Raw genomic sequence first — 11,669 nt, 5'->3', positions numbered from 1 at the left:
CCTACCGCGTGCCGGCCTTCACTAAATCTGCGACTATTTTATCGATCGGCAGCGTAACCTGTTCGCCGGAGAAATCATTCCAGTCAATAAAACGAAAGGTTTCGGTTTCGCCCGTACGGTGGTACAGCTCCATTTGTTGATCGTCGAAGTCGAATTTGGTGGTGCGTAAGGGGGCTTTGATAGGCTCCAGGGCATGCGCAAAATAGTAGATGGCAATGATCTGCTGATCGGGTGTGAAAGCGCTCATCTGGAAAAAATCGGTAGTATAGATATGGTCGCCGATGCGAACGTCGAGATCCATTTCCTCTTTAAATTCCCGTTTGAGGCAATCGCGGGTTCCTTCGCCAAACTCCAGGCCGCCGCCGGGAAACTTCGTATAATACCTGCCGCGAATGTATTCGTCAGCTACCAGTACCTGGTTTTGCTCGTTCATCAGGATGCCGTACACTCTTACGTTGAACATAACTATCAGGAGGATTTGGTTAGAATATCTTCTTCTTCAGGAAAAACCAGCCTATTACCAGCGAGATCACCAGTGAAAGGAATACCGGGATATAAAAGGCGTAAGGGGAATCCTTATACGGGATGGGCACGTTCATGCCGTAGATACTGGCTACCAGTACGGGAAAGGTGAGTACGATCGTGATCACCGACAGGCGGCGCAAGACTTCATTTTGATTATTGGCGATGATGCTGGCAAAAGCATCCAGCGTACTGCTCAGGATGTTCGTGTAGATATTGGCCATTTCAAGGGCCTGGGAGTTGTCTACGATCAAATCGGCCAGGAACTCATTTTCTTCTTCATTAAGTCCGAGGAACTTGGTGCGCTCGATCTTCATCAGCAGCATTTCATTCGACCGCAAAGCCGTTACGAAATACACCAGACTCTTCTGTATGCGCATCAGCTGCAGCAACTCTTCGTTCCGGTTGGCGGCATACAGCCGTTGCTCTACGATGTTGCGGCGATGGTTGATCTCCTTCAGCGATTCCATATAGGTTTGAATGATCTTTTCAAAGATCTTCAACGCCATCATCTTCCGGTTGTCGGGGTGACGGTTCTGGAAGGTGTGCAGGAATTTCTTGATAGCTTCGTTGTCGAAAGAATTGACGGTTACGATCTGGTTGTGCGTCAGGATGATCACGATCGGGATCGTGATGTACAACGCATCGCTTTCGTTGAAAGAGTTGTTCTCCGTAGGTGTTTTGATGACGACGAGCTTAACATTGTCGTCTTCCTCAAAACGGCTTCTTTCGTCGATATCCAGTGAGTCGGTCAAAAAGTCGACCGGTATGTCCAGCGCGTCCGACAGTTCGGAGAATTCCTCCTGCTTCAGCGGTGGCAATACGTTTACCCAGGAGCCATTGTCGGGTTTGTCAATGGCTACCGTTTGATGGTTGATATTTTTGAAGTACTGGATCATTTGGCCGGCGCAAAGGTAGGGGTAAAACTATTTCCGATCGATAAAATGAAGTGTCTGATATATTAAATGTCAATTGGTTCCACAGCCTGCCCTTATACCCTGGCTTTCACGATCTTAAGATGGTGATCCGTATGGTAGATCGTGAAGTAGCAAAGTTCCCGCAGGGTGATCTTGCCGAGCAGGGGGTGCTTCACTACATAATGATCCAGCTGGCCGTCTTTCCAGTTCTTCCTAAGGGCCTGCAGGTAGATGGTGGTGAATTGCCGCCAGTGGCGGATCAGTTCTTCCTTATTGGAACCGGGTTTGAAATGCTTGGGAATATAACGGCCCTGTGCTTTGCCGCCGCCGGCCAGTACTGCCTGGTAATTGGCCACCAGCTGGGGATAAGACTGTGAGACGCGCCCCGGTTTGCCGCCGAAAATGCGTACCAGGAAACGGGGTAGGGCATAGGCCGCTGTTGCCGTTTTGGTAGAGATCACCAGGTGTTGCAGGTGTTGGGCGATGGACCATTGGCCAGCAGGTTCTTCGAAGAACAGTTCCTGGGGTATATCCTTACAAAATGTAGCAAAACGCTGGAAAGCTTTTTCCGATTCGCGCAGTATCTCTTCTATGTTGAGGGTTTCGGGTTGTGGGGTCATTAGAACTCGATCCCTCCTTCAAACACTTTTTCTGCGGGACCGCAAAGCCAAACATTGTTGTAGGTATCGTCATCGATCCGGTCGTACTCGACAGAGAGTTTTCCACCGCGGGTCAATACGGTAACGTCGTTGAAACCACGTTCGTTATGGTAGCAAACAAGGGCGCTGGCCGTTACGCCTGTGCCACAGGAAAGCGTTTCGTCTTCCACACCGCGCTCATAGGTGCGTACGATGATCTCGTCTTCTTTCTTTTGCTCTACGAAATTGACATTGATACCATCTTTGGCGAATGTATTGTTGTAGCGGATGTCCATGCCTTTCTTGAATACGTCGAAAGCCATCACATCCGGCACCATTTTAACGTAGTGGGGGCTGCCGGTATCGAGAATGAAATCGCCGTGCGATTCCTTGATGCCGATCACGTCCTTCATTTTGAGGCTAACCGTTCCGTCGTCGTCGATCTCGGCTTCATGATCGCCGTCTACCGCAATGAAGTGGTATGAGTTGCGTTTGATGCCCTGGTGGTAGGCAAACTTAACGAGGCAGCGGCCGCCATTACCGCACATGGTGCTTTCGCGGCCATCGGCATTGTAATATTTCATTTCGAAGTCATACCCGGCTTTTGTGTTTAACAACATGAGGCCATCGGCGCCGATGCCAAAACGGCGATCACACAAAAATCGGATCTGTTCGGTGTTCAGGTCGTTGTATTCCTGGTTCCTGTTATCAAGGATCACGAAATCATTTCCCGTGCCCTGATATTTGTAAAATCTTAGTTTCATCGAGTATGTTTCCTCTACGGTTTTGCTTGAATTCTTCCCAAAATTAATAACTATCGGCTAACAATTATAACCCGCTGACCACTTCTAGTGTTTTCGTGATCAATCCCTGCACGGCCTCACTGCCATCCTTTGAGAATTCTTTAACAACCCGGTTGGCGACAATGGCGCTCAGCGAAAGGCAATGGTGCCCCAATAGCCGGCCCAGTCCATAGATACCGGAGGTTTCCATCTCAAAATTGGTGATCCGGTGTGTTCCATAGCTGAATTCGGTAAGGCGGTCGATGAGATTGGGATTGTTGAGGCCCAGGCGCAGTACGCGTCCCTGCGGACCGTAAAACCCGGGACAGGTGACGGTTATGCCGGCATGGAAGCCGTCGCCGGCGAAATGCTTCATGAGCGAGGCGCTGCAGGCGCTGATATAGGGCTGGGAGATGCGACTGTGCAGTTGTGTTTGCGTAACGAAGGCTTGTAACAGCTGTTTTTCCGCATCATTTTCCTCATGGCGGTAAAAATTGAGCAGGTTGTCGATACCCAAACCGTGTGTCGACACCACATAGCTGTCGACCGGGATATCTGTTTGCAGGGCGCCTGAGGTGCCCACGCGGATGATATTTAAAAGAGTGTGTTCGGGCTTAACCGTGCGTGTTTCGAAGTCGATATTGACCAGGGCGTCCAACTCGTTGAGCACAATATCGATATTATCGGGCCCGATGCCTGTGGATACTACCGAGACCCTTTTGGCACCTACAAACCCTGTATGAGTCACGAATTCGCGGTGCTGGCGCTGGAGTTCGATCCGGTCAAAGTGCCTGCTGACCTGGCCAACCCGGTCGGGATCGCCGACAGTAATAATGGTATGGGCAAGCTCTTCTGGACGTACATCGAGGTGGTAAATAGCCCCCCGTTGGTTGATAATCAATTCAGACTCCGGGATACGCTGCATAAAAAATCTATTAGGATACTTGTCAAATATCCAACAAATATCCTACTTTTGCACACCCCAATCGTACCTGTGGTTTGGTTGTGGGAAAATAGAAGGTCCTGTGGCCGAGCGGCTAGGCAGAGCTCTGCAAAAGCTCCTACACCAGTTCAAATCTGGTCGGGACCTCAAATGAAAAAGGATCGCAGCATCGCGATCCTTTTTCATTTTATATAGGGTTGCAACCTCGCTGTGATTTTCAGTCATTTGTAACAACGGTCAAGTCTGCGCGTTCTCAAATTCCAGACGACGATACTTCCACTTACCCCGAAAAAGTAGCCCAATACCGGTGATTATTAAAGAAACAGCCATTAATTTTTTGAATTAATAGGTTTGTTAGTCCATTCATTAACCCTCCATGGGTATTCTTGCATGTAATTATTTGCTGCTTTATGAAAAAGAAATTCCTTGTTCAGTTGCTCTTCCTGGTGTGTTTGTCATCAGGATATACGCAGGCTCAATCCTACCACATTAATGCAAATGGTATATCAAAAAAGGTTTTGAGCAATTACTTGTCAAGAGCTGTTACAATGGTGTATTTTCTTACACCAGATAAACCAGAGGGTAATCTTGGTTATCCATATCATGCAGATGATATCAGGATGATAAAAAATATCGGGGCAAAATTTATTGGCCGCTCTATTTATCGTTGGGGTGGAGAAGCAAAACTCAATGACCCGCAATACTGGCAAAAGGCCCAAAGCCTGGTCAATGAAATGCACCGGTTTGATAAGGATATTATCTTCCAGTCTTGCATTTTTGAAATTGTAACAGAACAGGTAAATGAAGTTCCAATACCAGCCTGGGTATTTAGTGGATTTAATCTCCCCGCACAAAACCGTAATTTCTCCTATAACAGTATGATCAATAAACAAGGCAAGCTGGTTAATCACTGGCGGAAGGGGAGTAGTGTGCCTGATGTTAGTGAATTGGAAACGCAATTATGGTTTTATTTTTTAGCGGGCTCCTACATAAATCTAGGTTGCGAAGCCATTCATTTAGGGCAAATAGAACTAATAGGCATGAATGACAAGGATAGGAGTTCATGGGCAACTATTATTGCTAAAATAAGAAGCTATGCAAAACAGCACGCCCGTAGAAATTGGGTATTGCTGGACGCACATGTTCCCTACGGTGGAATGATAAAAGATGGCAAAAGTCTTTTAGATTTTAACACATTTCCGTTAAGAATAAAAGAAGTTGTTGAAAAACCATACGATGGCATATTGCAGGTAAATTATTTAGATGCGCTGTACAATAAAAGCAAGGGCGGTATTACTCCCAGCGGTTGGAAAACACCCCATGTTCCCTACCTGGTAGAGTTTGACAATTTTGGAAGAAGTGCTAAGCCTAATGTAGCTGATACCAATTCACATTTCATTTGGGGCTGGGATGAAATTTCGTGGTTTTCATTACTGCCCGAACACGCAAGAAACAGTTGGTTAAACTATGCTTATAACTGGATCAAAAAGATAGATGTTAATGGTCATCTGCAGATGCCGGGCTGCAGAATGATCAGTTGCCAGAATGAATCTGCCGGAAGTTACCGCGCCAATACAAATTCAGCTGCATGTCCCATTGGTTACGGACAGGAAGAAGTGATAAAATCTTTATGGAAAGACAGCAGGGCCGGCAACTGACAGGATTTGTTGTATTGCCCCAAAACTTCCGCTCATTTGAGGTATTCTTTCCGTATTCCAAGTTTCTTCATCTTCGACTTCAAGGTAGAAGGATTTATGTTCAGGATTTCGGCGGCAGCACCCGGACCCCATATCCTTCCCTGGCATTTCCGTAATACGGACAGGATATAATCCCGCTCGTTCTCTACGATCGTTTTTAAAGTAGCGCCATCTGCAGCTGCCGCCTCATCCCTTTTTGCAACAGTTGGCAATAATATATCTTCGATAACCGATGCCTTGGCAAGCAGCACGCTTCGTTCTACCAGGTGTTCCAGTTCACGAATATTGCCCGGCCAGTTATAAGCCATCATCTTCAACAATACCTGTTCCGACAGTCCGCTGATCTTTTTGCCGGCCTTCTGACTGTACTGTTTCATAAAATGATAGGCCAATGCAGGGATATCCTCCCTGCGGTCGCGAAGGGCCGGCAAATTGATCGGAAATACATTCAGCCGGTAGTAAAGGTCCAATCTAAATCGACCCTCCGCCACTTCTTTCTCCAGGTTCTTGTTGGTAGCCGCAATGAAACGTACATCCACTTTGATCGTATCTTTTCCTCCCACTCTTTCAATTTCCCGTTCCTGCAATACCCGCAATAGCTTCACCTGCAATTCCATCGGCATTTCGCCAATCTCATCCAGGAAGATGGTTCCCGTGTCGGCCCGTTCAAACTTGCCGATCCTTCTTTCATGCGCCCCGGTAAATGCTCCTTTTTCATGTCCGAATAGTTCTGATTCTATCAGCGTCGCAGGCAAGGCTGCACAGTTCAACTTAATAAACGGGTTACCTTTCCGGGCCGACAGATTATGCAGGCAATTGGCGATCATTTCTTTGCCGGTACCACTTTCGCCCAGGATAAGCACGGACGTATCGGAAGGTGCCGCCTGTTTGATATGATCAAACACATGCAACAGCAAATGACTTTTGCCAACGATCCCGTCAAAACCGTCTTCAACAAGACTGCCTTCAGTTGCCATTGGGGTCGCTGGCTGCAGGGCAGCCTTCTTTACAACTTCACGATCCAGTAAATGCTCGATGGCTTGGATCAGGGAATACTGGATCCTTTCAAACAGTTCCACCTGCTCAGTACTATAAGCATCAGGCCGCCGGCTGTACAAACAAAAGCTGAATGACCTTCGGTCCAGGATGCTCATGGGCATTTCGAGGTTCGAGCGCAACTGAAATGTATCGGCAAACAATTGCCGCAACGATGGCTGTCTGCACATATCCTTGAAAGCTTCCTGGTCATAATAAGCGGCCTGTTGTTCAGGCGCACTGCCTGCCTGCAAGGTAATCAGCTCTTCTCGCGATTTGCCCGTGATCATGCTCAACTCCTGCGCACCGATCATCTGGTATTCATCAAACCCAATCCGTAAAAAGCACATACCCTTGAACGCAGGTTCCCGCAGATTATCAAAGCCGGCTACCAGAAAGTCAAAGGGTATATACGACTGAAGGGCCGACGCAACCGCCAATAGTTTCTGTGGCCAGGCGCCGGTGCTGTTGATGATCGATTTCAAAAAATTGCGTAGTTCGGACTCTTTCTGGTATTTAGCTTCTACACTATGCAGGCGGCGATACCTGGCTATTTCCAGCGTAACGAGCAGGTCTTTCTCCCGGTAAGGCTTCACGATAAATCCGTATGGATTCGTTTGTTTGGCGGCATTCAGTATCTCTTCATTTGAATTGGCCGAGAGGTAAACAAATGGAATATGGTCGGCAGCCAGGAGCCTCGCCAGATCGATGCCAGTTTGTTTTCCCTTGAGGAAAATGTCCAATAGTACGAAATCGGGCCGTTTTTCCCTGATCATTTCCAGGGCCAGTGGCACTGAACGGGCGATACCTGTAACGCCATAACCTGCTTTCTCCAGCAACAGGCGCAGGTCTTCTGCCTCCACAAACTGGTCTTCTACTATCAGGATCTGCTCTTTCATAGTTAGTTATTTGGTTAGGCTTCACTTATAAAGTCGAGCCTTATTTCTGTACCGTTGTTAAGATTTACCTGGAAAGTGGCATCGAGATCACCACTCAGGCCCCGCATCAATTTCATCCCCATCGACGATTGCCTGGAAGGATCGAATGAATCCGGCAGTCCACTGCCATTGTCCTTAATGGAAAGGGTGAAGTGATCCTGGGCCGTCCTTTTGAACAACACATCGATCACCCCTCCCTGCCCGCCGGGAAATGCGTGTTTGATGGCATTGGTAATGGCTTCATTCAAGATAAGTCCCAGCGGAATACAATGCGCTATATTCAATTTTGCCGGGTCAATTTGCAGATTGTATCGAATGGTATTGCCAGTATGAAAGCTATCCTTCAGACAATCTATCAATTCATGTATATAGTCAGCCATGTTAATCGCGGATAAATTATCCGATTGATATAGTTTTTGATGCACCAATGACATGGCCTGAATGCGCTGCTGGCTTTCTGTTACAGCCGCTTTCGCCTCCTCTCCCTGCAGGTAAGCCGACTGCGTACGTAACAAACCCATTACCGTTTGGAAATTATTTTTTACCCGGTGGTGGATCTCCCGCACCAGCCATTCCTTTTCTTCCACCAGGTGTTGCAGCGTATCATTCTTCTTTTCAATTAGTAGTTGCTGAACCTGCAATTTCCGGTTGGTTCTTTGCTTTAAGCGTGCATAATTCACCAACAATGCAACCAGGATGATCAGTAATAGCGCCACACCCAGGGTCCAGCGCCTCGAGTTTTTTTCTTTTGCCAAGTCAGCCAGCTGTATCCGCTTTTCCTTTTCCAGCAGTTGAATACTTTGTTCCTTTTTCTCCGTTTCGTATTGAATGGTCAATTCTTCGATCTGTCTGCTTTTTCGTTCATTGTAGATGGAATCATTGATCACTTCGTATTGTTGCAGGTTCTTAATGGCAGCAGCATAGTTTCCAAGAGCAGAGTCGGCAGAGAAAAGCAGGTGATGCAATTCCCTTTGGTCAACCATTCGCGCTCCGCCGTATGCCAAAGCAGCATCCAGATAGTTATGTGCTTTTTTATACTGCCCGCGTTCCAGGTAGAACCTGCCAATATCAAGGTTGCCCAGAAAAACATATTCATCATTCAAAGCTGTTTTACGAAAGTAGGCTGCCATGGAATTGTAATATTGCTCTGCTTTGGGGTACTGCTTCAAAGCATCAAAACAATAAGCGTTGTTTTGCATGGCAATCGCCTTTTCAAGCGGGGTTTGCGGTGGTTTCGCCGTTATCAGGCTATCTGCCAAAGCCAGGGCATCTCTGCTTTGGTTCGAGTTTATCAATTGCCTGATGAGTAAACCTGCCGTCTTATGTAAAGTTAGCCGGTCGAGATTTCGTGCTATTCTTTTGGTTAGGGTTTTTCGATACCAGTAGCTGCTTTCAGCACTACGGCCCAGTTCGTCAAGCACCAGGGCCAATTCTCCATAATACAGATCAATCACTGCGGTATCATTGTTACGCATTGCATTGTCAACCGATTTCGTGGCATATGATAGTGATTTTTCGTAGGCCGCCCGGTACCTGTTCAGCTGTGAAAGCAGCAGGTAGTTAAAGGAAACTTTGGTATTGCCTGTTTGATGTCGTAGGTCGATAGCCCTCAATAATTCCTTTTCTGCCAAATCAAATTTATTGAAAGCGAAAAGGAAATCTGCCAAAGAAGTCCTGGCGGCAGCTTCCCGTTCAACATTTCGGGTCTTTGTATAGAGTTTGATTGCCCTATCAAAATACCCTTCAATCTCGGTATAGTATTCGCCGGTATAGCTGATATTCCGGGCGAGCCGCAACCAGGTTTGCGCTTCCATTTGCAGGTCGCCCTGCGCCCGATACAGGGCAGCTACTTCCGTAAAACGGGTTACACCCTCTGCTGTTTCCGAATTGAGCAAATAAGCATCCCCTTCCAATAATTTGCTTTCAATCCAAAAATGCTGCAAATGAAGGGTGTCGCTCAAACTGGTAGCATGATTGAATAGGCCAATAGCGGTATCGATCAACAAAGCTCGTGCATCGTTAAACTCGTCCTTGAGATAACTTTTACCCAACGCCTGCAACAATAAGATCCGGTTGCTATCGGGTTTGCTCTCCTGCAGCAAGTTTCGTAATGTATGCTGCGAAAGTTCAGCCGGCAATTGTGCCGTTGCAGGCGCAATGGTAGCTATGAAAAAAATAACAACTGTAATCGCTTTTAGCATCCGGGGTCCTTCTGTCTTGAAATTATTCGATGTAAACCGTGATATTTCACGGTTCCGCTAACCAGACCGTGAAATATCACGGTCGAATATCATTCCTTTTGTGGCAAACTGCTGACTGTTATTCACTTACGCTATGGGCATTGTAATTGGCATTTATCGGCCCTAATCATCGCTTATGAGTAATATGCTTCCACAAACAGTCGTCTTTATTACCGGGGCTTTTGTTCATCACAGTTGCTGGGATCCATGGAGAACCTATTTTGAAAGCAAAGGTTTCCATACGATCGCACCTCCCTGGCCCCATAAAACAGCTTCTGCAGAAACCCTGCGCATTAGCCATCCCAACAAAGATATAGCAGCAAACCGGCTTCCTGCAATAACAGATCACTATGACCAAATAGTCAGCCAACTTCCTGAAAAGCCGATACTGATCGGCCATTCTATTGGCGGACTCATCGTTCAGCTTTTGTTACAAAGGGGATCAGGCAGTGCTGGCATTGCTATACATTCAGTACCTCCACAGGGAGTATTTACTTTCCAATTCTCCTTTTTGAAAGCAGGGTGGGGGCCGCTCGGTTTCTTTACTTCCACGCGTCGGTCATTTCTGATGTCTTTCACCCAATGGAAATATGCTTTTACCAACGGGATGGATTGCGATGTACAAAAAGAAGCCTACTACCAATTTGCCATTCCGGAATCGAAACTGATCGTAAGGGACACGATCACGAAAGCAGCTAAAGTAAACTTCGAAAATCCCCACGCGCCCCTGCTATTGACATCCGGCAGTGAAGACCACACCATACCCGCTTCCCTCAATTATGCGAACTACCGGAAATACAAAAGAAGCAATTCGATCACGGATTATGCATCGTTTAGAGGCAGAAATCATTTTGTGCTAGGCCAATCCACCTGGAAGGAGGATGCGGATTATATACTGGACTGGCTGAGCAAGCTACCTTAATAATTACAAAAAGTCAACTACAAACCTTCACATACTATTAAAACAAGCGGATCATGAAAAAACTATTGTCAGTATTCATTATTACGAGTCTTTTGCTGGGGGCCTGCAGCAATGAACCAACAGCAAATTCGTCGCCGGTTGCTACACCGGCCGACAGCAGCAGTAACAAAGGCGCCGCGCAACCAGCCGCTCCACCCGCCAATTTCAGCCACGCCACCGCGAAAATCAACGGCGTCGATATCCACTATGTAAAAGGCGGCACCGGCGAACCGCTTGTATTATTACATGGTTTTGGGCAGAACTGGTATATGTGGAACCGACTGCTGCCCGAGCTCTCCAAACATTTTACGGTTATAGCGCCCGATCTGCCAGGACTTGGCGAATCAGGTAAACCAGATAGTGGTTATGACAAGAAAACCATGGCCACCTATATCCACGGACTGGTAAAGGAGTTGGGATACGAACATATCAACCTCGCCGGTCATGATATTGGCCTAATGGTCGCATATGCTTATGCTGCTCAGTTCTCCGGCGAGGTAAACAAACTCGCGCTGATGGATGCATTGCTGCCCGGTGTAGAGCCGGTTTGGAGCCAGGTGAAAGCGGCAGCCTGGTGGTTTGGCTTCTTTGGGTTTCCACACTCCGGCGAATTGGTAGAAGGGAAAGAACGCCTGTTCCTCACCAATTTCTGGCCGGTGGTGGGTCACGTAAAAGATGCGTTCACCACAGAAGAAGTCGACGAATTCGTCCGTGCCTATTCGGTGAAAGGCGCAACAACAGGTGCTTTCCATTGGTTCGGCGCTTTTGACCAGGATGCATTGGACAACAAGGTCTTCATGAAAACCAAGCTTAAAATGCCCTTGCTGGCCATGGGAGGTGAATACTTTGGCGCTGCCTTCCTGGTGGATCACTGCAAACTTGTTGCAGAGAATGTAAAAGGCTCGAATATTAAGGGCTCCGGGCATTGGATCGTTCAGGAGAATACTGCTCAGGTGCAAAAAGATCTGTTGGAGTTCTTCCAGGCTAAATAACACC

Annotated in this window: 10 protein-coding genes and 1 tRNA gene; 4 read left to right on the top strand and 7 right to left on the bottom strand. The window is 47.3% G+C overall.

What is annotated here, in order from left to right:
- Position 1: 1 nt before the first annotated feature.
- From P2H89_RS24110 to P2H89_RS24090, 5 genes are all read right to left on the bottom strand, one after another.
- Entirely contained in the window at positions 2–463 is a 462-nt protein-coding gene (locus P2H89_RS24110) for an NUDIX domain-containing protein (protein ID WP_275831784.1), read from the bottom strand.
- Between the two features lie 19 nt (positions 464–482).
- The gene (locus P2H89_RS24105) at positions 483–1,421 is read right to left on the bottom strand and encodes a magnesium transporter CorA family protein (RefSeq protein WP_275831782.1); all 939 of its coding nucleotides are present in this window, start codon (positions 1,419–1,421) and stop codon (positions 483–485) included.
- 92 nt (positions 1,422–1,513) lie between these two features.
- A complete protein-coding gene (locus P2H89_RS24100) occupies positions 1,514–2,059 on the bottom strand; it encodes a DinB family protein (RefSeq protein ID WP_275831780.1) in 546 nt (181 codons plus the stop codon).
- The gene (dapF, locus tag P2H89_RS24095) at positions 2,059–2,841 is read right to left on the bottom strand and encodes a diaminopimelate epimerase (protein WP_275831778.1); all 783 of its coding nucleotides are present in this window, start codon (positions 2,839–2,841) and stop codon (positions 2,059–2,061) included. The genes P2H89_RS24100 and dapF overlap by 1 nt, the downstream gene beginning before the upstream one ends.
- Before the next feature lie 64 nt (positions 2,842–2,905).
- Positions 2,906–3,784 carry a nucleoside phosphorylase gene (locus tag P2H89_RS24090; RefSeq protein ID WP_275831776.1) on the bottom strand — a complete coding sequence of 293 codons (879 nt, stop codon included), beginning with the start codon at positions 3,782–3,784 and terminating at the stop codon, positions 2,906–2,908.
- A 94-nt stretch (positions 3,785–3,878) separates the two neighbouring features.
- Between P2H89_RS24090 and P2H89_RS24085 the strand changes: the two genes are divergently transcribed.
- Positions 3,879–3,949 (top strand) — tRNA-Cys (locus P2H89_RS24085).
- A 263-nt stretch (positions 3,950–4,212) separates the two neighbouring features.
- Positions 4,213–5,460 (top strand): hypothetical protein, encoded by a 1,248-nt coding sequence (locus P2H89_RS24080; protein WP_275831773.1) that lies wholly within the window; start codon positions 4,213–4,215, stop codon positions 5,458–5,460.
- Between the two features lie 32 nt (positions 5,461–5,492).
- Here the strand turns inward: P2H89_RS24080 and P2H89_RS24075 are convergent, their stop codons facing one another.
- Together P2H89_RS24075 and P2H89_RS24070 are read right to left on the bottom strand one after the other, a co-directional pair.
- On the bottom strand, positions 5,493–7,433 hold the full coding sequence (locus P2H89_RS24075) for a sigma 54-interacting response regulator (RefSeq protein ID WP_275831772.1): 1,941 nt from the start codon (positions 7,431–7,433) through the stop codon (positions 5,493–5,495).
- Between the two features lie 14 nt (positions 7,434–7,447).
- Positions 7,448–9,673 (bottom strand): sensor histidine kinase, encoded by a 2,226-nt coding sequence (locus P2H89_RS24070; protein ID WP_275831770.1) that lies wholly within the window; start codon positions 9,671–9,673, stop codon positions 7,448–7,450.
- A gap of 175 nt (positions 9,674–9,848) precedes the next feature.
- Between P2H89_RS24070 and P2H89_RS24065 the strand changes: the two genes are divergently transcribed.
- Both P2H89_RS24065 and P2H89_RS24060 read left to right on the top strand, forming a co-directional pair.
- On the top strand, positions 9,849–10,634 hold the full coding sequence (locus P2H89_RS24065) for an alpha/beta hydrolase (protein ID WP_275831768.1): 786 nt from the start codon (positions 9,849–9,851) through the stop codon (positions 10,632–10,634).
- Between the two features lie 53 nt (positions 10,635–10,687).
- Positions 10,688–11,665 (top strand): alpha/beta hydrolase, encoded by a 978-nt coding sequence (locus tag P2H89_RS24060; protein ID WP_275831767.1) that lies wholly within the window; start codon positions 10,688–10,690, stop codon positions 11,663–11,665.
- Positions 11,666–11,669: the final 4 nt, after the last annotated feature.

Source organism: Paraflavitalea sp. CAU 1676 (genome assembly GCF_029223285.1).
Classification (GTDB): Bacteria; Bacteroidota; Bacteroidia; order Chitinophagales; family Chitinophagaceae; genus Paraflavitalea.
Note: the sequence above shows the minus strand (reverse complement) of the source record. Positions and strands in the feature narration are given on the sequence as shown.

Excerpts from the sequence above, each read along its gene's own strand:
- P2H89_RS24100 (WP_275831780.1), bottom strand. The coding sequence starts at position 2,059 with ATGACCCCACAACCCGAAACCCTCAACATAGAAGAGATACTGCGCGAA.
- P2H89_RS24105 (WP_275831782.1), bottom strand. The coding sequence starts at position 1,421 with ATGATCCAGTACTTCAAAAATATCAACCATCAAACGGTAGCCATTGAC.
- P2H89_RS24075 (WP_275831772.1), bottom strand. The coding sequence starts at position 7,433 with ATGAAAGAGCAGATCCTGATAGTAGAAGACCAGTTTGTGGAGGCAGAA.
- P2H89_RS24110 (WP_275831784.1), bottom strand. The coding sequence starts at position 463 with ATGTTCAACGTAAGAGTGTACGGCATCCTGATGAACGAGCAAAACCAG.
- dapF (WP_275831778.1), bottom strand. The coding sequence starts at position 2,841 with ATGAAACTAAGATTTTACAAATATCAGGGCACGGGAAATGATTTCGTG.
- P2H89_RS24090 (WP_275831776.1), bottom strand. The coding sequence starts at position 3,784 with ATGCAGCGTATCCCGGAGTCTGAATTGATTATCAACCAACGGGGGGCT.
- P2H89_RS24065 (WP_275831768.1), top strand. The coding sequence starts at position 9,849 with ATGAGTAATATGCTTCCACAAACAGTCGTCTTTATTACCGGGGCTTTT.
- P2H89_RS24060 (WP_275831767.1), top strand. The coding sequence starts at position 10,688 with ATGAAAAAACTATTGTCAGTATTCATTATTACGAGTCTTTTGCTGGGG.
- P2H89_RS24080 (WP_275831773.1), top strand. The coding sequence starts at position 4,213 with ATGAAAAAGAAATTCCTTGTTCAGTTGCTCTTCCTGGTGTGTTTGTCA.
- P2H89_RS24070 (WP_275831770.1), bottom strand. The coding sequence starts at position 9,673 with ATGCTAAAAGCGATTACAGTTGTTATTTTTTTCATAGCTACCATTGCG.